General features: G+C 35.4%; 21 protein-coding genes. 13 read left to right on the top strand and 8 right to left on the bottom strand.

Annotation, left to right across the window (positions count from 1 at the left end; translation table 11 throughout):
- Nucleotides 1–69: 69 nt before the first annotated feature.
- The 5 genes from HOO91_00770 to HOO91_00790 form a co-directional block, all read right to left on the bottom strand.
- A complete protein-coding gene (locus HOO91_00770; protein NOU16077.1) occupies nt 70–276 on the bottom strand; it encodes a heavy-metal-associated domain-containing protein in 207 nt (68 codons plus the stop codon).
- 28 nt (nt 277–304) lie between these two features.
- Nucleotides 305–1,918 carry an efflux RND transporter periplasmic adaptor subunit gene (locus tag HOO91_00775; protein ID NOU16078.1) on the bottom strand — a complete coding sequence of 538 codons (1,614 nt, stop codon included), beginning with the start codon at nt 1,916–1,918 and terminating at the stop codon, nt 305–307.
- An 18-nt stretch (nt 1,919–1,936) separates the two neighbouring features.
- Nucleotides 1,937–3,364, bottom strand: coding sequence for a TolC family protein (locus tag HOO91_00780; protein NOU16079.1), 1,428 nt, complete (start codon nt 3,362–3,364; stop codon nt 1,937–1,939).
- A gap of 41 nt (nt 3,365–3,405) precedes the next feature.
- Entirely contained in the window at nt 3,406–7,248 is a 3,843-nt protein-coding gene (locus HOO91_00785) for an efflux RND transporter permease subunit (protein ID NOU16080.1), read from the bottom strand.
- 151 nt (nt 7,249–7,399) lie between these two features.
- Nucleotides 7,400–7,819, bottom strand: a complete 420-nt coding sequence (locus tag HOO91_00790) for a hypothetical protein (GenBank protein ID NOU16081.1) — start codon at nt 7,817–7,819, stop codon at nt 7,400–7,402.
- A gap of 205 nt (nt 7,820–8,024) precedes the next feature.
- Here HOO91_00790 and HOO91_00795 point away from each other — a divergent pair, with 205 nt between their 5' ends.
- The 4 genes from HOO91_00795 (at nt 8,025) to HOO91_00810 (ending at nt 11,760) form a co-directional block, all read left to right on the top strand.
- Nucleotides 8,025–8,693: a hypothetical protein gene (locus HOO91_00795; GenBank protein NOU16082.1), complete on the top strand. Its 669-nt coding sequence runs from the start codon at nt 8,025–8,027 to the stop codon at nt 8,691–8,693.
- Nucleotides 8,665–8,964, top strand: a complete 300-nt coding sequence (locus HOO91_00800; protein ID NOU16083.1) for a transcriptional regulator — start codon at nt 8,665–8,667, stop codon at nt 8,962–8,964. Before HOO91_00795 ends, HOO91_00800 begins: the two co-directional genes overlap by 29 nt.
- Before the next feature lie 66 nt (nt 8,965–9,030).
- The gene (gene creD, locus HOO91_00805; protein ID NOU16084.1) at nt 9,031–10,368 is read left to right on the top strand and encodes a cell envelope integrity protein CreD; all 1,338 of its coding nucleotides are present in this window, start codon (nt 9,031–9,033) and stop codon (nt 10,366–10,368) included.
- Nucleotides 10,369–10,632: 264 nt separating this feature from the next.
- Complete coding sequence (locus HOO91_00810; GenBank protein ID NOU16085.1) at nt 10,633–11,760, top strand: ATP-binding protein; 1,128 nt, start codon at nt 10,633–10,635, stop codon at nt 11,758–11,760.
- A gap of 14 nt (nt 11,761–11,774) precedes the next feature.
- Here the strand turns inward: HOO91_00810 and HOO91_00815 are convergent, their stop codons facing one another.
- Nucleotides 11,775–11,927, bottom strand: coding sequence for a FeoB-associated Cys-rich membrane protein (locus HOO91_00815; GenBank protein NOU16086.1), 153 nt, complete (start codon nt 11,925–11,927; stop codon nt 11,775–11,777).
- A 6-nt stretch (nt 11,928–11,933) separates the two neighbouring features.
- Entirely contained in the window at nt 11,934–14,435 is a 2,502-nt protein-coding gene (gene feoB, locus HOO91_00820; protein NOU16087.1) for a ferrous iron transport protein B, read from the bottom strand.
- Nucleotides 14,436–14,669: 234 nt separating this feature from the next.
- On the opposite strand from feoB, the gene HOO91_00825 reads away from it, so the two are divergent.
- A complete protein-coding gene (locus HOO91_00825; GenBank protein NOU16088.1) occupies nt 14,670–15,416 on the top strand; it encodes a hypothetical protein in 747 nt (248 codons plus the stop codon).
- A gap of 42 nt (nt 15,417–15,458) precedes the next feature.
- Here HOO91_00825 and HOO91_00830 read toward each other — a convergent pair whose 3' ends face one another.
- Nucleotides 15,459–15,830 (bottom strand): PUR family DNA/RNA-binding protein, encoded by a 372-nt coding sequence (locus tag HOO91_00830; GenBank protein NOU16089.1) that lies wholly within the window; start codon nt 15,828–15,830, stop codon nt 15,459–15,461.
- Nucleotides 15,831–16,224: 394 nt separating this feature from the next.
- Between HOO91_00830 and nusB the strand changes: the two genes are divergently transcribed.
- The 8 genes from nusB to HOO91_00870 all read left to right on the top strand — a co-directional run bounded on the left by nusB (nt 16,225) and on the right by HOO91_00870 (nt 22,991).
- Nucleotides 16,225–17,211 (top strand): transcription antitermination factor NusB, encoded by a 987-nt coding sequence (nusB, locus tag HOO91_00835; GenBank protein NOU16090.1) that lies wholly within the window; start codon nt 16,225–16,227, stop codon nt 17,209–17,211.
- A 179-nt stretch (nt 17,212–17,390) separates the two neighbouring features.
- Complete coding sequence (locus HOO91_00840) at nt 17,391–17,828, top strand: DUF1573 domain-containing protein (protein ID NOU16091.1); 438 nt, start codon at nt 17,391–17,393, stop codon at nt 17,826–17,828.
- Between the two features lie 72 nt (nt 17,829–17,900).
- A complete protein-coding gene (gene yajC, locus HOO91_00845) occupies nt 17,901–18,212 on the top strand; it encodes a preprotein translocase subunit YajC (GenBank protein ID NOU16092.1) in 312 nt (103 codons plus the stop codon).
- Between the two features lie 82 nt (nt 18,213–18,294).
- On the top strand, nt 18,295–19,293 hold the full coding sequence (locus tag HOO91_00850; GenBank protein NOU16093.1) for a YbbR-like domain-containing protein: 999 nt from the start codon (nt 18,295–18,297) through the stop codon (nt 19,291–19,293).
- The gene (locus HOO91_00855; protein ID NOU16094.1) at nt 19,293–19,880 is read left to right on the top strand and encodes a dephospho-CoA kinase; all 588 of its coding nucleotides are present in this window, start codon (nt 19,293–19,295) and stop codon (nt 19,878–19,880) included. Before HOO91_00850 ends, HOO91_00855 begins: the two co-directional genes overlap by 1 nt.
- Nucleotides 19,881–19,884: 4 nt before the next feature.
- Entirely contained in the window at nt 19,885–20,604 is a 720-nt protein-coding gene (locus HOO91_00860) for a DnaJ domain-containing protein (GenBank protein NOU16095.1), read from the top strand.
- Between the two features lie 169 nt (nt 20,605–20,773).
- Nucleotides 20,774–21,217 carry a DUF5606 domain-containing protein gene (locus HOO91_00865; protein ID NOU16096.1) on the top strand — a complete coding sequence of 148 codons (444 nt, stop codon included), beginning with the start codon at nt 20,774–20,776 and terminating at the stop codon, nt 21,215–21,217.
- A 70-nt stretch (nt 21,218–21,287) separates the two neighbouring features.
- Entirely contained in the window at nt 21,288–22,991 is a 1,704-nt protein-coding gene (locus HOO91_00870) for a M3 family oligoendopeptidase (GenBank protein NOU16097.1), read from the top strand.
- Nucleotides 22,992–23,096 lie beyond the last annotated feature (105 nt).

Consider the following 23,096-nt stretch of genomic DNA (forward strand, 5'->3'; position numbering starts at 1 on the left):
TTGTTCGGTTTATAAAAACAAAAAGTGGCAAATAATTGCCACCTTTTAAATTTCTAAGATTGGATTCGATTATTTTAGTGGATAACCAATGTTTGTTAACTTTCTAATAATATCATTACTACTTAATTTTTCAGTTGAATAGTTAACGGTAACTTCCATTTTCGAAAGGTCAATATATACCTCAGAAATGCCATCCATCAGACTTAATTCGGTTTTAATCGTATTAACACACCCCGAACATTTCATATTGGTAACAATAAAACGCTCTGTTTTCATGGTTTTTTATTTTTAATTGATTATTAATCTAGTTCCTGTATTTACAACATTCTGGTAAAGCAGCATATGTTTCATCACTTGCTTTATACTTCTCGGTATCGTGCCCAATTTTAGCAATAGTTTTTTGAATTTCATCAATATTTGTCTTCGAATTGTCGAAATCTAATTGCAGTTTTTTCGTTTTATCATCCCAAATCGCCCTTGACACGCCATTAACAGATTTTGCGGCTGTCTCGATACGATCTTTACACATCTCACAACTACCTGATACTATAAAGGAAGAATGTTGAATTGATTTTGTAGAAGTATCACCTGACATATCCATCCCCGACATGCTTTCATCCTTTTTGGACTGAGAATCATTTGGCATATTCATTTCGGGCATGGTTGATGTTTTGCCTCCATCGGAATTCATCATGCTAGATTTACCTTCGAGTTGAGCGGCAGCATCTACGCTGAAAGTGCCTTGAGTAACAATTTCTTCGCCCTCATTTAGCCCATTCATAACAACATAGCTGTTACCCAAATTTGGACCAAGTTCAATTTCACGAATCTTAAATATTGGTTCATCTGATTTGGGCTGCTTTACATAAACGATTGACCGTTTCCCAGTCCATAGAACTGCTGAACTTGGGATAATCATCTTATCCTTAAATTCTGAAAGATTTGCATTGACAAAGCCAGTTACAAACATTTCGGGTTTTAGTTTTCCAGATTGATTATCAATCTCAACCCTCACCTTCGAGACACGAGTAGTTGGATCTATTACTGGATCGATAAAAATAATCTTGCCACTAAAATTCTTGCCAGGAATTGCTTGTACCGTGAATGATACAATATCTCCAGTATTTAAAAGTGATAAATCACTCTCGTAGGCATCAAACATCACCCAAACCTTTGAAAGATCTGATATTTCGAACAGGATAGCTCCTTGGGAGATATAGTCGCCATTATTTACACGTTTTGAGGTTACAATGCCAGTGGTGTTTGAAACAATCTCAAATTCATTCTTAACAATACCAGAATTTTCAATATTGTTTATCTGGGAATCGGTTAGTTTCCATTGACGTAGTTTCTCCTTAGCAGCCTCATATATCTCATTTTGCGATTGTTTTGTTTTAGCAGATTCTAAAAGTTCTTGTTGAGCTGTAACCAGTTCAGCCGAGTAAATCACAGCAAGCGCTTGACCTCTCTCAATCCGTTCCCCAGTAAAATTGACCATCAACTTTTCAATACGACCGGGAAGATGTGCAACTTGGCTTTGAAGCAATCGTTCATCGGCCTGAACCTTGCCATAAAGACGAACCTCTTTCACTGGTTTTTGCTTTGTAACAACCGATGTTTGCACATTTGCGAGTGCTATTGCTTCCTTTGAAAGATGAATTGAATTTTCGTCAACTTTAACCGTACTCTGGTTAAGCGGAATTAATTCCATTCCACAAATCGGACATTTACCGGGTGCATCCATTCGTATCTGGGGATGCATAGCGCATGTCCAAATACTTGCTTTAGTTTCATGGGTTGTTTGGGTATGTTTATCTTCAATTTTTGAAGATGTGTGGAAAAATAGCCAACCTAAAAACAGACCACCTATGACAAACAGGCTGTATATTAGGTATTTATTTGAGAATATCTTTTTCATTGTTTTTAATTTTCGAGTTTATTTTCCCTGTGATGATGCCATTAAGCGGTTCAACCAAGCAATTGAGGTGTTAAAATCGGTAATGGCTTCAACCTTCCGAGTTTCATAATCGAGTACCAGCTGACGAATTCTTAAGATATCAGATAGCCCAGAACCTGAAGCCGAGAAACTCTTTATCATGATATCAAGCGTTTTGTGAGCGAGTTGGCTTTGATTTTCGTATAGTTTAATTCTACGTTCTGCATCCTGATAGAGTTGGATTGCTTGGTAATACTCAACTTGCAGAGCATTAACGGTTGCTTGATAGTTTTCCTCCGAGGCAGTTTTTAGCAAATTTGCCTCAGATTTCATAGCGTTGTACTTTTTCCTATAAATAGGTAAAGTAACCGTTACCATTGGCATAATCATATCCTTACCATTCATTGAGGAGGTTGACATTGGATTTTTATTGATAAGTGAATAGTTCAAACCCAGGCCAACCATAGGATAACCCATTTGCGTAACCATCTTTTGGCGAGCATCTAGCGATTGCTTCTCGAAATTCAGCATAACCAGCATTGGATTATTAACCAACATGCTATCCGATACTGATTCTATTGAGGTGACTAGCGAATCAGCAATAAGGGTTTTAGGTATTGTAACTGTTGATTTTACTGGACGATTCAAGTAAGCGTTAAACCTAGCAACAATAGTGCTTTGTTGATTTTTAAGCAATGAAATATTATTGTCAAGTTCTCCAATTTCCATTTGAATTCTGTATAAATCTGCCAGCCCCGAACCTCCAGCCTGTGAGCCCATTGAACTACTCTGCATAGATGATGGTTGTTGCAAACTATTAGAATTTAAAGTATTCCCTGAGCCTCCTCCCATACTATTCATTCCCGATGAGTTGGAAGATGCACCTTGGGAATTGTTACTCGATATTGAAGAGGATAATGAGGATGAGCCACTTGCTCCAGTAGAAATCGCTTTGAACTTAACAATGGCGAGTCTTTCAATGGTACGAAGTATTTCGACATTCTTCTCTGATATTCGAATATCCTGTTCAACCTTTTGGAGTTCATTCCAAGTGCGTTGTATATCGTAAAACACCTGGAGTTTAGCATCCCGGAACGATTCAAACTTGGCTTTTGCCATTAGGCTCATTTCATCCTTTGCATTCTTTAGTACACCAAACCAAGGAAACATCTGCATCAAGCGAATATCAGCAACCTGATTACCGCCGATAAGTTCCATCGGTTTAAGAAATACCCCTATACTTAGTTCAGGGTCTGGTAAACTACCCACCTGCGGAACTTTCTGCAACGCTGCTTGGTACTCGTTAAACTTTTGCAGTAAAGCTGGGTTATTATTTGCTGCTATTTCGAGGTAATTGAGCAATGAATCCTGCGCAAATGAGGAAAAACTGATCAGAAATAATGTAATGTATAAATAAAGTGTTTTCATATTTTCTTTTTTTGAACGCGAAACCGCTAAGGCGCAACGAATTATTGGTATTGGACTGGCGTCTTCGTGTCTTTGCGTTTAATTCTATTTTCTCTCCACATAGCCTGAAATAGAGGCACTACAAAAATTGTCATCACTTGAATTATCATTCCACCAAAAGCAGGAATAGCCATCGGAATCATAATATCAGCACCTTTTCCTGTTGATGTAAGAACTGGTAAAAGTGCGATAACCGCAACTGCTGTTGTCATCATGGCTGGTCGAACTCTTTTTTTACCTGCAAGAACCACTGCTTCTCGGACGCCATGAACGGTGGAAGGATGTTTCTCTTCAAACACCTGATGAATATATGTACCCATTATAACTCCATCATTCGTGGCGATGCCAAACAGCGCAATGAACCCGACCCAGACCGCCACACTCAAATTTATCGGGTGCATCTGGAACATATCTCGAAGATTTATTCCAGCAACAGCAAAGTTCATGAACCAATCCTGACCGTATAGCCATAGCATAATGAATCCACCCGCAAATGCAACGAATACCCCTGAGAAATGGATGAAAGATGCTGTAATCGTTTTAAACTGAAAATATAAAAGCAAGAATATCATAATTAAACTTAGCGGTATTACTATCGAAAGCCTTTTAGTTGCTCTGATTTGATGTTCGTAGTTTCCAGCAAATTTGTAAGTGACACCTGCAGGAATTGATAGTTCTCCAGATGTAATCTTAGCTTGCAAAATTTTAGCAGCATCTTCAACCACATCAACCTCCGCTTTCCCTTCAATCATATCGAAGATAACATATCCTACTAGGAAAGTATTCTCACTTCGAATCATCTGAGTGCCTTTGGTGTAGTCAATATCTGCAATCTCACTTAATGGGATTTGAACACCATTCATAGCTGGTACGAGTATTCGTTTTAGGGCTTCTGGGTTATCCCTCAATTCCCTAGCATAACGAACTCGCATTGGAAACCGTTCACGACCTTCGACAGAGTAGCTTAGAGCCATACCGCCAACAGCAACTTGGAGGATTTCTTGCACATCACTAATGCTCATACCGTATCTGGCCATTGCTTCACGGTTCAGCTTAATCTCAATGTATGGAGCACCTACTGCACGGTCGTAGAACACGGATGAGGTTTTAACTGAGCGTACATCCTTTAATGTGTTTTCGAACATCATTCCGGCCTTCTCGATGGTTGCTAAGTCAGGTCCATATACCTTTAACCCCATAGGAGCCCGCATTCCTGTAGAAAGCATTACCAAACGAGTTTCAATAGGTTGTAGCTTTGGAGCAGAGGTCAACCCAGGAATATTGGTAACCTTAACAATCTCATTCCAGATATCATTAGGTTTTTTAATATGTGGCCTCCATTGACGAAAATAATCGCCACTCTCATCTGGAATTAGGCTATCAGCAGGTATTGCCCTGAATGATTCATTCGTCGGATTATAGGTTGAACCATTTTTTAATAGATAACCACCCTTACCATCAACCTTGAATTGCATTCGATGTCCATTTTCATCAAGGATATACTCCGAACGATAGTTAATGGTATTCTCAAACATCTGAACAGGAGCAGGGTCTAATGCTGAGTTGACACGCCCCCATTTACCCACAGCTACTTCAACCTCAGGAATAGTAGAAAGCCTTTTATCAAGCAGTTCTATGTACTCAAGATTTTTTTCAATACTTGAGTGGGGCATACTCGTGGGCATTAGTAGGAATGAACCCTCATTTAGTGATGGCATGAACTCTTTTCCAGTGCCGGGAAAAGTTTTTGTTGCACTTTGCCAAACGGATGTTTGCCTAAAGCTATTCCAACCTATCTTTTCCATACCAGTTGCAGCAAATCCAAATAATTTATCGAAACCTTGCCAAACAAGGAATCCGAAGAAAAGAGTGAATGCCGGAAGAAGCAAGAATTTCCATTTATTGCGTAAACCCCAGCGTAGAATAGGTTCGTAGAAGTGAACCATTATCATCAGCACTGTTAGGATTACCCCCACTATACCAGATACAAAAAGGAAGTTTACGAGTACACTGTTATGTGCCCCCAAGGGTAGCCACTCAATTGAAAGATAGTAAATTGCAACAAGAACGGTAATGGCGATGTTGATATAGTTTGGAAACTCCTTACGTTTTTCCGACCAACGATACTCTAGCAGATTATTAACTCCTAATGCAATAAGCGCAAGGGCAGTCCATGATTGCCAGAAGATTACGAATATTATTCCTGCAGCAATTAATAATCCGTTAAAGAACTTTCGAATCTTCTTGGTATCAAATTGGATATTAAAGAAGATATGCACCAATGTAGGCAACACAACAATCCCTAGTATAAATGCTGATAGCAGGGCAAATGTTTTGGTGAAGGCAAGTGGATGGAATAACTTCCCTTCTGATGCCTGCATTGCAAACACAGGTAGAAAGCTAACAATAGTGGTAGCAATTGAGGTAACCACTGCGGCTCTTACCTCGGTTGTTGCGAGATATATTACTGACATCAACTTTTTACCTTTTATTCCATGGTTTTCAGGCATTTCAAGATGTCGCAGAATGTTCTCCACATCTACAATCCCAATATCTACCATCACTCCAATTGCAATGGCAATTCCCGATAATGCTACAATATTTGCATCAACCCCAAAAAAGTGCATTAGGATAAAGGTCATAAGCACTCCAATTGGCAGAAGACCTGCTACAATTAATGATGCTCTCAGGTTAAGAACTAGAACTATAATTACAATTATACTAATTAGAATTTCATGAGATAAGGCCGACTCAAGAGTACCAATGGTCTCTTTTATCAAGCTAGTTCTATCGTAGAATGGAACAACAGTAACTTTTGAAACAGTTCTGTCTGCTAAAGTTTTTTGTGGTAATCCAGCATCAATTTCCTTGATTTTATCCTTTACATTATTGATGACCTCCATGGGATTTGAACCATAGCGGGCAACCACCACTGCACCCACTGCTTCAGACCCTGATTTGTCTAATCCACCCCTACGTGTTGCTGGGCCATAAGATGTGAAAGCAACATCCTTTATTCGAACAGGTACATTGTTACGTACAGCAACCACAGAAATTTCTAGGTCTTCCAAACTCTTTACATAGCCTAAACCTCTTATAATGTATTCAACGTTATTAAGTTCAACGGTTTCTGCTCCAATATCAAGGTTGCTTTTGCGGACTGCATTCATTACGTCCATAACTGAAACATTGAATGCTTTAAGGGCTTCTGGATTAATGTCGACCTGATATTCCTTAATAAACCCACCAACCGATGCTACTTCCGAAACACCTTCGGCGGTGGATAGCCCATATTTGACGTAAAAGTCCTGAATTGTTCTTAACTCTTGTGGATCCCATCCGCCATTCGGTTTGCCAGTTTTTGGATTTCTACCTTCCAGTGTATACCAGAAAATCTGCCCAAGAGCAGTTGCATCAGGACCAAGGGTAGGAGTCACCCCTGCTGGTAATGTGCCTGTTGGCAAGGAGTTCAGTTTTTCCAAAATTCTAGAGCGACTCCAATAAAATTCCACCTTATCCTTGAAGATAACATATATAAACGACATCCCAAACATTGAGGTACTGCGAACGGTATTTACACCTGAAATACCGAGTAATGCCGTGGTTAATGGGTATGTTATTTGGTCTTGAATATCCTTGGGTGAGCGACCCATCCATTCGGTTGCTACGATTTGCTGATTGTCACCAATATCTGGGATGGCATCAACAGGAATAGGGTCACGTGGTAATGCTCCTGTTTGCCAGTTAAATGGTGTATATACAATACCAAAAACCACAAAGGATATTAGAAAGATAAAGGTAACTAACCTGTTTTCGAGAAAGTATTTAACAAGTCTGTTAAACATGATATCAGTATAAAATTTAATAATGAATGAATTTGAAAATTACTGTAAGTTAACTCTTCTATGAGATTTATGTTTCTACTTATGAGATAGTTAAATGATAAAACAATCAAGTAACTATACTCTTGATTAAGAAGAGAGAAGAGAGTAAATTTCAAATACGGAAAACACAAATGTCGACTATGCTAACAGCATTAGTTATGAAATTCCCAGGAGGAAAGACATTTGCAAGAAATGAATTATTGGTTGAAAGTGATTTACAAGAAATATCTACAGGTAAATAATAAACATGCGATATGTTTTTAATTAATTCTAAAACGATTGAATTTGATGGTGCAAAATTGTTGTCGACTGAGTAGTTTATAACTTCATCATCGCAGCATTTTGTGTCAAAATGATTACTCGAAAAAGGAGTTGACTTATCAGATTGCTCCATACCGCAAGAAGCCAATTCGCCAGAAAAAGAAGCCTTTGTTGCAGCATATACACCACCACAGAAATGTGTTGCAATAGTAAGATGCATTCCCGAAACAAGAATAAGCGAAGCGAATAGTATGGATAGTATCCTTTTCATTAATGACTATAACGCAATTTTGGAGAATAAGTTCGATTGTTTACAACTAAACCTAAAACTTAGAAAGTTCAAAGTTATATCGTTCTTTTGGATGAAGCAAATAAGTGTTGTTATAGTTTTGTTAAATAATTTTAAGGAAATAAAATTTTGAAATTAAAAATAACAATTTAACTTTGCATCACAAAGAACTTTAATACATAGTAAAATGGTTCAAAAAGATGAGCATTTAAAAGATCTGCAGGAGATAAGGTCTATCATGGAGCGTTCGTCACGATTTGTTTCGCTTAGTGGACTTTCTGGAGTTTTTGCTGGTAGCTTTGCTTTACTGGCTGCTTTGGCTGTCTTTTTATATCAGAAGGATTTCTTTTGGGGTCGTTACTACAATCATGGTATCTTTCTGCGAGAAGAATTAATCAGTGGAGTTGAATTTTCGAAGTTTCTAACCTTTATTTTATTGGACGGTTCTATTACTTTACTACTTGCATTATCTGCTGGTGTATTTTTCACAGCGCGCAATGCCAAAAGAAAAGGTTTACCTTATTGGGACAACTCTGGCAAAAGAATGGTCATCAACCTATTTATTCCCTTAGTTGCTGGAGGGTTATTTTGTTTAGTACTACTTTATCACAAGCAGATATATTTAATTGCTCCTGTGACGCTGATTTTTTATGGTTTAGCACTTATCAATGCAAGTAAATATACCATTGATGATATTCGATATCTTGGAATATGTGAGATTGTTCTTGGTTTGATAGCATCGCTATACATAGGATACGGTTTGATCTTTTGGGCGATTGGGTTTGGTGTTCTACATATTATTTACGGTTCAACAATGTACTGGAAGTATGAAAGATTTGATAACAAATCTAAATAGGCATTTCGAGAACCGTATTAGGTTAGGTATCATGTCGATGCTTATGGTTAACGATTGGGTAGATTTTAATACCTTGAAGGAGACTTTAGATATCACCGATGGTAATTTAGCAAGCCATATGAAAGCACTTGAAAATGAGGTTTATGTTGAAATTAAAAAGCAGTTTCTAAATAAAAAACCTAACACTACCTATAGGGCTACAATTGGCGGGAGAAAAGCCTTTAATGATCATTTATCAGCATTAGAAAAGTTAATAAACGCAGGACGATAATTTTTTTTATCTATAAACTTTGAAATACAAAGTACTTTTAATGAATTAAACTTAAAATTGAAGATTATGACACAAGAAACCCAATCATTCACCGAAAGAAATGCTGTACTTATTAAGGTTATGGCTATTTCATTTCTAACATTGATGCTTCTAATCCCAATATCAATGATTCGTTCATTGGTTATGGAGCGGCAAACAAGGCAGATGGAAGCCACGACTGAGATTAGTTCTAAGTGGGGCTTTGAGCAGAGACTAGTTGGGCCTATTCTTACTATTCCCTTTGTAACCTATGATTTAGATAAAGATTCAAAAAGGGTAAATATTGCGAGACACATGGCCTATTTCCTTCCCGAAAGTCTCAAAATCATTGGCACTATGAACCCTGAAGTAAAAAAGCGAGGGATATTCCAAGTTGCACTTTATACTACAAATCTGAAGGTCGACGGATTTTTCAAATCACCCCAGATTAACATTAGCGATAAAAATTTCGAAATCAACTGGCAGGACGCTTTTCTTACCATTGGAATTTCCGATTTACGTGGTATTAAGGAGGATATCAAATTCAAATGGAATAGCAATGAGATGATTTGCGAACCAGGAGTGAGAATCGAAAACATGATTGAATCTGGAGTAACAATTAATAAACCGTTGCAAACTGATTCATCAATCAAAGAGTATCAATTCTCATTCAATTTATCGCTGAATGGTTCTAAAAGGTTAAGTTTTGTACCAATAGGGAAGGAAACCGGCGTAACTCTTAATTCCTCATGGACAAACCCTAGTTTTGATGGTTCATTCCTACCCGAGGATAGTAAAATTAAATCGGATGGTTTCAAAGCTGATTGGAAGGTTTTGGAATTAAACCGAAACTTCCCTCAGAAATGGATTGATAGTAATTTCAAAATAGAAGATTCAACCTTTGGTGTAAGTTTACTTCTTCCTGGGGAAACTTACCAATTAACAGAAAGGTCGATAAAATATGCAATTTTGTTTATTGCACTAACTTTCACTGTATTCTTTTTTGTTGAAATAATGCGGAAGTTAAAAGTTCACCCAATTCAATATGTACTAGTTGGATTCAGCTTATGCTTGTTCTATCTATTACTTCTATCATTGTCGGAGCAGATTGGCTTTGGACTTGCTTACTTAATTGCAAGTGCTGGAATAGTTATAATGATTGCCAGTTATTCAAGAGGCATTTTTAAAAGCAATCGACTTACAATTATTTTGATTTCCATTCTGGTTTTGCTCTATGGTTTCCTATACATTTTATTACAATTGCAAGATTTTGCATTACTAATGGGAAGCGTAGGTTTATTCGTAATATTAGCTTCGGTAATGTACCTATCACGAAAAATAGATTGGTATGCAATTGGAGGAATGGCTAAAAATACAAACGAATAATCACAATTTTGATGATTTCATGGCGTCAATGCATCTCTAAAGATCTATTCTAGTTCTCCCTATGGTTGATATAAGTAGTTAAAAAAATAAAAAACCTTCCGAATTCTAGCGATTTTGGAAGGTTTTTATTTATAATAAATTTAATAATCCATCATTCTAATCCAAAAAATACATATCAATTTTGGATTGTAATCCAAAAAAAACATATTAATTTTGGATTGTAATCCAAAAAATACATATATTTGTAATGTAAATTTTGGAGTTATGATAGGTCGTAATATAGAAAAACTTATTTGTGAACACCTTTTTCAGAAGAAGGCAATTCTGCTCTTTGGTGCTCGACAGGTTGGTAAAACAACTCTACTCGAAAACCTGAACTGCCTTAAAGATGTTAAAACTCTATTCCTAACAGGTGATGAAGCCGATGTTCGAGAAATGCTTACGAATGCAACATCTACCCGTTTGCAATCCTATTTTGTTGATAATACAGTAGTTGTTATAGATGAAGCACAACAAATACCAAACATAGGTACAACTATAAAGTTAATTACCGATAAACTAAAACAAATTCAGGTTATTGCCACAGGTTCATCGGCGTTTGAACTAGCAAATCGGCTAAATGAGCCTTTAACTGGAAGAAAATTCGAGTTTTATGTTTACCCATTATCATTTGGCGAAATGGTTAACCACCATGGATTAATCAATGAAACTCGATTAATTGAAAATCGTTTGGTGTTTGGTTATTATCCCGAAGTTGTCACTAATTCTGGTAAGGAGGAGAAGTTCTTACGATTAATTGCTAATAGTTATTTATATAAGGATTTGTTAGCACTCGAAAATATTAAACGCTCATCACTCCTAGAAAAAATCTTAAAAGCCCTTGCTTTACAAATTGGAAGTGAAGTTTCATATAACGAAATTGCACAGCTAGTTGGAACAGATAGCAAGACTGTTGAGAAATACATCAATTTATTAGAAAAGGCATATATCATCATCAAGTTACCGGCGTTGAATCGTAATGTTCGAAATGAAATAAAGAAGGGTAAGAAAATCTATTTTTGGGATAATGGGATACGTAATGCTGTGATTTCGAATTACAATCCCATTAGTTCAAGGACTGATGCAGGAGTTCTATGGGAAAATTTTTTGGTAAGTGAACGAATGAAGCAAAACCAGTATTTACAGCGGAATGTTGCTTGTTACTTCTGGCGTACAAATCAACAACAGGAGATCGATTTTATTGAAGATGATAATGGAATATTAAAAGCATTTGAGTTTAAAATTAATCCGAAAGTTAAGATTAAACTGTCAAAAACATTTGGGGATGCTTATAATGTAACGGAGTTAGCGACTATTAGCCCAAAAAATATTGAGGAATTTTTGTCTCATTAGTTTTCAAAATACATTTAACCCTTATGAAGATTACATTCTGAACTGCATCCAGGACACCCCATTGTTTTTACTTTCCCTTTTTTTGGTACAAAAGTCCTATACATTGAGTAAACAAAGTATCCTACTGCACCTGCTATTATAAGTAATGTAATAATTTCCTGTATCATAATTATTTATATAAATAAACTTCCAATCTGGTAAACGCTAAAGGCCACTAACCAAGCCATTAGAGTGGTCGAGATAATTGTAAATGCTGCCCATTTCCAGCTTCCCGATTCTTTTTTGATTGCTGCAATCACTGCAACGCATGGAAAATATATCAGAATGAATAGAAGGAAAGTAAAGGCATTTAAGGGATTGAACACTTTCGTTCCAACCTTAGAGCCTGATTTGTAGGTTTCGTTCTTAAGTTTTCCTATTAAGGTTGATGAGTGTTCATCCGCATCTTTATCTGCCTGATAGAGAACGCCAAGAGTGCTAACAACTATCTCTTTAGCGGCAATACCCGATAGTAGACTAACGCCCATTTTCCAATCGAAACCCAGAGGTGCTATGGCTGGTTCTATAAACTTACCAACTCTTCCAAGATACGATTGTGCCTGTCGTTCCGATTCTTTATCGGTTGCTAATATTTTAATTTGTTCTGTTATTTTTGCTGTTGCAACAGAATCATTTTTTGTATTTTCAATTAATGATACTTTTTTTGATATCTGAGCATCATAATCCTTTGAATACTTAACATCTCTAGGATAATATCCGAGTGCCCAAATGAAAATAACCGCAATTAGAATAACACCTCCCATTTTTCTAAGATATTGTGAACCTTTATTCCACATATGCCTTATCGTTGAACGAAGTGTTGGTATGCGGTAGGGTGGGAGTTCCATTACAAACGGAATATCATCGGTGCGAAAATATGTGCGTTTGAAGACTAAGGCAGTCCCTATGGCTAGCAGAATACCTGTCATATAAATGGCAAAGAGCATGGTGCTTGCATGGTTAGGGAAAAATGCACCTATGATTAGGATGTAAACAGGTAGTCGTGCACTACAGCTCATGAATGGAGTTATGAGCATGGTAAGAATCCTATTATTCCTATTCTCTATAGTACGGGTTGCCATAATTGCAGGTACATTACAACCAAAACCCATAACGAGTGGAATAAATGATTTTCCGTGTAAGCCTATTTTGTGCATCAGTTTATCCATTATAAATGCTGCACGTGCCATGTATCCTGTATCCTCAAGTATTGAGATAAAGAAAAAGAGTATCAAAATATTCGGAAGAAATACGATTACACTTCCAACGCCGTTTATTATTCCTCCAATTAAAAGATCCTTTAGAGGGCCATCTGCCAAAAGATTGCTAAGTGCATTACTAAAAAGTTGTACACCACTTTCGATCCAATGCATAGGGTAATCACCAAGCGTAAAAGTGGTAAAAAAGGTAAACCACATGAAGAAGATAAAAATTGGAAACCCGAAGACCTTATGAGTCATAAGGGTATCGACAATCTCAGTTGTTTTATGCCTTTTTTCTGTCCCTTCATGAAGAGTCTCCTTCAAAGCACCAGCAATAAATCCATATTTAGCATCGGTGATGAGAGTTTCGGAATCCTCATTAAATATTGATTCAAGTGTTTTGATCTCCTGCTCGGTCAACTTTTTTATTTCCTCATAGTTTTCGGATTTCGCTAGTAGTTTGTGAACCAACTTATCCTTTTCAAGAAGTTTAATGGATAAATATCTACTTGAATAATCTATGGTGATATTGCAATTCTCTTTTACCCTCTGCTGAATGACCTGTATCGAACGTTCAATATGTTCACCATAGTTGATATGGACATGGCGTATGGTTTTATCCTTATCGGCAAATACATTAATTACAGTATCGAAAACGCTTGTTATCCCTTTACCTTTTGAACTTACTGTGGGTACAAAAGGAATTCCAATCATTTTGCCTAGCGACTTAAAATCGAAACTATCACCTTGTTGTAAAAGTTCATCATACATGTTGAGTGCCACTACCACCTTGATATCCATATCAATTAGCTGAGTGGTAAGGTATAGATTGCGCTCAAGGTTAGATGCATCAACAACATTTACAACTACATCTGGGGTGTTTTCGTGTATATATCGCCGAACATAAACCTCCTCAGGAGTATATGCTGTTAAGGAGTATGTACCTGGTAAATCTGTAATATTAAAAGTGTAACCCTTATATGTGAATTTGGCATTCTTTGAATCTACGGTAACACCACCATAATTACCAACATGTTCGTGCGAACCTGATGCATAATTAAAAAGAGTTGTTTTTCCAGCATTGGGATTCCCAACCAGCGCGATGTTTATTACTTTACTTTGTGCTTTAGCACCTGTCTCAAGAATTTCTGATTCAGGCTCTGGTGGCAAAACTCCACTGTAGTTGGATTTTAGTAATTCTTTTGCTTCATTAGGTGTAACAACCTCTACCAGTGATGATTCCTTTCTTCGGAGAGAAACCTCGTAACCCATAACCTTATATTCAATGGGGTCTTTAAGTGGTGCGTTTTTGATAACTGTAACTTTTTGCCCTTTAACAAAGCCCATTTCTGTAATACGCTTACGAAAAGCTCCACGTCCTCTTACCTTTGATATAATTCCGTATTCGCCGTTTTGTAGTTCTGATAATCTCATCTACTTTAACCTTATCTTTCTACATTAACCCGATTAAATAATTATTGTTTTATGGTGGAGCAAAAATAATCTTATTAAGATTAATTAAATATAAAATTTAGACTTTTATTCACATCGGATCTGCTTGATACACCGTTATTCGTATTGAAATTATTTGTTTACGTTGATATTCTAATAGTTGAAATGATTACCTTTTGTAATATCTTTGCATAATAATTTGAAGTTTAAGTTAACTTGGAAAATCAGGAAAACATATTTGAGAAGATTCAGTCGATTCTGGGTAATTTTAATGTGAACTTCAGTATTCTTGAGCATCAGGTTGATGTCAGATTACAGATGGAATACTTTGATTTCTCCAGAAACATTCGAAGAGATTTTGATCCCGAGTTTGTACTTAAAAGGGAGCATGAGTTATATACCGATGAAGTTAGCCTAGAATCTAAGAGGGAACTTCTTGTTTCATTAGCATCAATTGATAAGCCTGAAGCCTATAGAATTATTGAACGATTTGTTAAAGTTGCCCCTAATGAGTTAAAAGATTGGGCAATTCTATCGTTACAGGAAAGTCGGTTACTATTAGAAAGTAAACTTCTTGAGGAAAATCAGGTGTTTATATCAACTGGTTTGGGTGGATTAAGGGGAAAATTAAGGTATTTTATTGCGCTTTTCTCCGAATCGAATAGTAATTTTTCGGATATTCAACGGAATCTTATTAAGAGTGAGTTTGATTACATCTTCCCAAAATTCAAAGCTGAAGTCGAAAAGGTGGATTTTTTTTCCAACTATGCAACAATCGTTGCTTTGATTCCATTAAATATTCCTGTTAAGGATCCCATTAAAAGCGCAATCGATGAGTGTAATAACTTAGGTAATTTTATCAAGCAGGGATTTTTGATAACAAATGTTAAAATTTTGACTTCATTCGAAATCGAAAGCCTATTAAATAATACACCCCCAGAGGATTTATTCTTAAAGGAATAAAAAAACCGGTAATTAACCGATTTTTTTATTAATAGTAGAAATTTATTTTTCTAGATCATCAAACTCTATACTTGTGTATTCATTTTGTATTGCACCAACCCCCTCCTCAACTAATTCATCGGTATTAACAAAATCAGTTTGTTGAGATCTGATGTACTCTACTACATCACTTAATCCATCAGCAAATTTTTCAAAATCTTCCTTGTAAAGGAAAATTTTATGTTTTTCGAAGAAAAATTTTCCTTCACGACCAATGCGTTTTTTGCTTTCAGTGATGGTGAGGTAAAAATCGTTACGACGGGTAGCTTTAACATCGAAAAAGTAGGTTCTTTTGCCTGCTCTTACTATTTTAGAGTAAATATCTTCTTTATCAACTCTTTCAACTTCTTCAAGGTTATCAAATCCTTCTGTCATCATTTCTAAAAATTATTAGGTTAGAAACTTATATGCAATTCAAAAATAGAAAAATATTTTAATAATCATCAATTTTTTTAAACAAATTCATAATAAGAGAAAATCTATAAACATAAAAAGAAGCTGCTTGCATGGATAAATATTAGTTTTTTAAGTTGATGATTGCTTAAGAAAATATTATGGGAGAGAAATATATTAACATTCAAGGTTTTTAGACGTAATTTTTGAATATTCAAATATAAATCATCACTTCATGAAGTTTTGCCTGTATAAAAACACTCATTACTTCATAAATCTTTAATTTTTAAGAGTTTTTAATTTTTCATTTATAAAAATGACTTTATCTTTGCAAACTTTAATTTCAATTAATTGTTCGAATCCGTTCTTAAACACAATGATTAGCAGACGACTACTACGAGTTAAAATTTTGCAGATTCTTTTTGCATATTTCAAAAGCGAAAATGATTCACTCAACAATGTTGAAAAGGAACTCCTGCATAGTATTAATAAAGCATTTGATTTATACCATTATCTACTTCTTTTACCAATTGAACTTGTTGATTTTGCTGATAGTAAAATTCAGTTAGCCAAGCAAAAACATATTGCTTCTCATGAGGATTTGAATCCCAATACAAGATTTGTCGAAAATGGTTTAGTAAAACTTATTCGCGAAAATGAAGCTTTGAACGAGCATGTAACAAAGCATAAAATTGGATGGGGGAATTACCCTGAGTTGATTCGTAATCTTTATCAGCAACTTTCGGCAACTGAATATTTTCAGGCCTATATGGATGGAGAAAATTCTACGTTCAATGAAGATAAGCAACTAGTAATAAATATTTTATCAAAAGAACTTGAGGATTCTGATGAGTTTTATCAATTTCTGGAAGAGCAGAGTATTTATTGGAACGATGATTTAGAGTTCATGCTGAGCATGGTTATTAAAACATTAAAGAAGTTTAGTGAAGGTCAACCCGCCTCAACATCTCTTTTCCCAATGTATAGAAGTGATGATGACGAGGATTATATAAAGAGGTTGCTCAAAAAGGTGATTTCCAACCATGAGGAAAATGTTAACCTGATTGAAGAGTATACACAAAATTGGGAGGTGGATCGTATTGCAAGTATGGATATTCTAATCATGGAACTTGCATTAACTGAAATAAAAGAATTTCCTTCAATACCAGTTAAGGTTAGTTTTAATGAGTATATCGAAATTGCTAAGTATTATAGTACCGATCAAAGTAGTACATTTATTAACGGAGTTTTGGATAAAATTATTATATCGCTTCGCAAAAAAAATCTATTTGTAAAACAGGGGCGAGGTTTAATCGGGGAAGAAGATGATCGTTTAGTTTTATCTGATGACGAAATAGAGTAAAACCCTAATTGTAATATGCTAGTACTTATGCAATTAAGGAAGTTTATTGTAACCTATTTTTGTTAAAAGTTTAATATTAAAGGTGTGTAGAGTCATCTAAGCATTGAAATAGAAACCATTATCAGTTACTAGCAACTTTTATTAATTATGTTTAATTTTGTTGCTTTAAATAGAATTGTATGCATCGTGTTTTATTCACCTTTGTTTCTATAATTATTCTTTCAATTTTTACTGGTTGTGCAAATTCACCTAGAGAAAATGCAAATCACAATGTTTCGACTCAAACGAATAAAGAAAAATATGCTGAACTTCAGTATACTGAAGATTTTTTCGATTTTGGTTCAATTATTCAAGGTGAAGTTGTTACACATACCTTTTACTTTCGTAACATAGGCACAGAGGATCTAATTATTAAAGAATTAATACCAGACTGTGGATGTACACAACCTAAAATTGATAAAAAAGTTCTTAAACCTGGCGAGGAAGGAGTTGTTGAGGTAATCTTTGATAGTAAAGGCTGGCAAGGATCCCAATACAAATCGGTTACGCTTAGAACTAATTCAATAATTAGAGAGAAGTCAGTTACAATTAAAGCAAATGTAGTTCCTCAGAATTGATTGGAGAATTTAACGAATTTTAATATAGAATGAACGACCAAAATAAGTATTAACCATAAAAACAATTTAAAAATGAACAATTTACTTTTTGTAACATTACAACAGCAGGCTAATCCATTGACTACTTTTTTACCTTTGGTACTGATCATAGTAGTCTTCTATTTCTTCATGATTCGCCCACAGATGAAACGCCAAAAAGAGTTGCGAAAATTCCAAGAATCACTTTCAAAAGGTGATAAAGTGATTATTGCTGGAGGAATATATGGTAAAATTACCGAAGTTAAGGAAGAATACGTTGTTGTAGAAATCGACGAAAATGCAAAGGTAAAGGTTATTAAGAGCGCTGTTGTTCGTGATTCCTCCGATTTACAGCCACAGAAATAATAAATAATTCATATCTTTACAGAGTTCTGTGCAATGTTTAAATTGCTGGAACTCTGTTTTGTTTATTATCAAATTCAAAAAATTGGATTCGTCATTATTACGTCAATTTGGGCAGATGTTTGGAAAGAGCAGGGCAAAGTTCAATCAGCGTCTTGTAATCTTCCTTTTTTTCTTGATTGTATCCACAATAATCTGGTATTTAAGTAAATTAAGCCACGAGTATTCTACAAATCTTTCTTATCCAATTCGCTACGAAAGTTTACCCCATGGTAAGGTTTTAGTAGGCGAACCTTTAAGGAAGATGCAATTGAAAGTGAAAGCCTTTGGGTATACGCTTTTAAAATGTAAAATGAGCGCAGCACTTTCTCCAATTGAACTCGATCTCAATAAGCATTTAAGCCAGTCCTATGAAGGTTCAAAACCAAAGTATTTTATACTAACATACAGAATACGTAATAGTGTGGCAAAACAGCTGGGAAGTGATATTCTTTTGGAAGGAATTGAACCCGATACACTTTTTGTAGAACTTGCGGAGATGGTTGAAAAAAAAGTTCCAGTTCAGCCTTTAATTGAAACGGATTACGAACGGCAATACATGCAAAGTGGTAGTATTACTTATGATCCTGAAAGCATAGTGCTAAGTGGACCAAAGTCAATTTTGGATACAATCTCAAAAGTTCAGACGAAATTATTAAAGCTAACAAAACTTAATCAAAAGGTTTCTAAAAAGATTTCCATCCTTCCCATTCATCAGGTTAGTTTTTCATCTAGAAGCGTTATAGTTAATATCCCTGTTGAGAAATATACTGAACTTTTAGTTCAAGTACCAATTGAGGTTGAAAATCAACCAGATAGTGTTAAAATGATGTTCATACCCAAAAGCATCAGTGTAAAGTGTAATGTTGCTCTTAGTAAGTATTTCACACTTAAACCAAGGATGTTCAAAGCGGTTGTAGATTATAACTTAATAAGTAAGTCAATAAACAAAAAATTGAAAGTTAAGTTAATCACAATTCCAGAGTATGTCAATCTGGTGGATTTTGATCCAAAGTATGTAGAGTTTATAATCGAGAATCGTTGATGCTTAAATTAGGTATTACCGGTGGAATTGGAAGTGGTAAGACACTGGTTTGTTCTATCATTTCAGCAATGGGTTACCCAGTTTTTAATGCTGATTCAGTGGCAAGACGGATTGTTGAAGAGGATTCAAAAATCATTTTGTGCATAAAGGAAGTTTTTGGTGATGATATCTATGTGAATAACTTACTAAATAGAAGAAGAGTTGCTGAACTCGTTTTTTCTAACCCTAATTTACTTGAAACGCTCAATTCTATTGTTCATCCTGCGGTTAAAGAGTATTTTAATAGTTGGGTATTAAATTATCAATCAAGATCATTAGTAGTAGAAGAAGCAGCTATCCTATTTGAGAGTGGTACTTATAAAAATTTGGATAAAATAGTAGTTGTTACTGCACCTCTTGAACTAAGAATTAATAGGGTGAAAGAACGAGATGGTGTGAGTAGAGAGGCTATTTTAAATAGGATTAACAGTCAATTTTCTCAAGACGAATTAATAAAAAGAGGTGATTATATTATAGAAAATGATGGGGTTCAATTAATTTTGCCCCAAATTGTAGTTATTATAAATGATTTATTAAAAGATTCATAGTAAGATGGGAAAGTATGGAAAATGGATTACTGGCGGATTAGGTTGGGCAATATTTGGTCCAATAGGCGGTATTCTGGGTTTTGCAATCGGTTCTATTTTCGACAGCGCAGAGATTTCAACAAAAGTTTATACTGGTGAATCAAGCCGAAATGGATTTATTGTTAGTCTTTTGGTATTGGTATCAGCGGTAATGAAGGCTGATGGTAAAGTATTCAAGTCAGAACTCGATTTTGTTAAAAAATACTTTTACGATAATTTTGGTGCTGATGCGGCTCGTGAAGCAATGATACTTCTACGCGATATCCTTAAACAACAGGTACCTTTAAAAGATGTTTGTACACAGATTCGTGATAATGTTGACTATTCATCAAGACTTCAGTTAATTCATCTTCTTTTTGGTGTAGCTTATGCCGATGGAATTGTAAGTAAAGCAGAGCAGGATGTAATTAGCGATATTTCTGGATTCTTGGGCATTTCGTCACAAGATTTTGAATCCATTAAAGCGATGTTTGTTGTTAACATTAATAGCTACTATACAATTCTTGAAGTTGAGCCCACTTCTACAAACGAGGAAATAAAGAAAGCCTATCGTAGTATGGCTATAAAACACCATCCAGATAAGGTTGGTTATTTAGGAGAAGATCTTAGGAAGAATGCCGAACAAAAATTTAAAAAGATTAATGAAGCTTACGAAAAGATAAAAAAGGAGAGAGGATTTAATTAGTTGAAGTTGGAAGTTAGAAGACGGAAATCAGAAGGCAAAAGTTAAAAAGCAACGACATTGCAGATCAGTCATACCGTAAAACAGTAATTTATTACTTGGAATTTGAATTTTGAATAATGTTAATAGGATTTTATTAACTTTGTAACAATAATCGAAGAAATCAATTTGTATGGAACTAAAAGACATAATGGCAATTTCGGGGCATTCAGGCCTCTTCAAGTTTATCTCTCAAGGACGCCATGGTATTATTGTAGAATCGTTATCCGATGGAAAACGAACAAACATCTCTGCTTCTGCTAAAGTAAGTTCGCTTAGCGATATAGCAATATTTACTAACGATACTGAAGTACCTTTTAAAGAAGTACTTAAGAAGATTAAGGATACAGAAAATGGTGCTCAGGCAATTAGCCAAAAATCGGATGATAAGGAGTTAAAGAAATATTTTGAGAAGATTTTACCCGAGTACGATCGCGAAAGGGTTTATACCAGCGATATTAAAAAAGTGATTACATGGTATAATCAACTTCAAGCACTTAACTTGCTTGATATTCTTGAAAAAGAAGAAAAACCTGCAGAAGAAAATTCACCTTCTACTGAAGAAGAAATAAAATAATTTGCCAAACAAATTTGTAAAGTCGAACCCATCGGTTCGGCTTTTTTTTTAGCATATTAAAATAGCCATTATGAACAGCTCAAAAAATATGACCTTTCTTTCTTCAAATTTTAGTATCACTGATTGGAACTCCATAGAATCCTATTTCAATCATCTTAATGAAATGCCTTTGACTACAGAAGATGAGTTAAATAAATTTCTTTTGTATAAATCTGAACTGGAAACGGCTATTGATGAAGATCAAGCTTGGCGATATATTCATGTAAATATTGACACTAGGGATGAGGGAGCTAAAAAGGCTTTCGAATTTTTTATTGATGAGATTGAACCTAAGGTTGAAAGTTGGTTTAACAAAATTGATAAAAAACTTGCAGTTTCTGCTGCTATGAAAGTTTTTGAGAAGAAGCATATTATACCTGCTCGATCACTTAAAAAGAATATCGAAATCTTTCGTGAGGAAAACCTTTCGATTTTTGCTGAACTTCAGAAAGAGGAGCAAGAATATGGCTCAAATATCTCGGAGATGACCGTAATCATTAATGAGAAGGTTTATACTTTAAAGCAAGCTACTGAGTTGCTTCAAGAAAATGATAGGAGTTTTAGAGAGCAGGTGTACAAAAATATCCTTGCAAAAAGGGTGGAGAAATCAGAGAGTTTTAATGAACTCCTTTCGAGCATGCTTCGCAAACGTTATAAGATAGCTGTTAATGCTGGCTATAAGAACTATAGAGATTATCAGCATTACAATCTTGGTCGTTTTGATTATACAGTGGAAGATATACAGGACTTCCACCAAGCCATTATACTTGAGGTTAACCCACTTGTAGATGATATCATGCAACATCGTAAACGTAAACTTGACGTTGATAGGCTAAAACCATGGGATTTGCAGGTTGATATCGAAGGGAAAGCACCTTTACGACCCTTTACAACAACAACAATCCTTAAAGAGAACGCTAAGGAGTGCTTTAGTTCTATAAGTAGCGATTTTGGAGATATTTTTAGTCTACTAGACAAGGAAAATCTTTTGGATCTTGATTCAAGAATTGGTAAAGCACCTGGAGGATTTAACTACCCATTACATAAGAGCAATCGCTCGTTTATTTTCATGAATGCAACAGGCAGTATGGATGATTTTGAAACATTGATGCATGAGGGTGGTCATGCATTCCATGCGCTTTACTGTAAACATTGGCCTTTAATCGATTACAAGAATACACCTGCGGAAGTAGCAGAATTAGCATCTATGTCGATGGAACTGATTTCGATGGAGCATTGGGAGCAAGTACTTAAAGATACATCTGAACTTAAACGTGCTAAGCGTATGCTTTTGGAGGGAGCAATTATAATCCTTCCATGGATTGCTGCCGTTGATAAATTTCAGCATTGGCTTTATACAAACCCTGAACATACTCATCATGAACGTAATCTTGCATGGACAAGAATTTACAAAGAATTTTCGAGCCCTATAATCGATTGGGAAGGAGTAGAGGAAGCGTTTGTTTTTTCTTGGCAACGACAGTTGCATATTTTTGAGATGCCATTCTATTATATTGAATATGCGTTTGCACAGCTTGGTGCAATTGCAATTTGGAAGCACTATAAGGAAAACCCAGATTTAACCTTAAATCAATACAAGAACTTTATGAAAAAGGGTTACTCTTTAACTATTCAAGAAATCTACAAAGAAGCGGGTATTGAATTTTCTTTTTCAAAGGAATATCTAGGTGAACTTATAGGATTTATTAAGAAGGAGTTGGATAGGCTTTACTAAAATTATTTGATTTTCAGCACAACAATAGATTGTTGCTTTGTCATGCTGAACGAAGCGAAGTGTCTAGTCTTTAGATAATTAGATCCTTTGCTTCGCTCAGAACCG

The sequence above is a fragment of the Bacteroidales bacterium genome (genome assembly GCA_013141385.1).
GTDB lineage: Bacteria > Bacteroidota > Bacteroidia > Bacteroidales > Tenuifilaceae > UBA8529.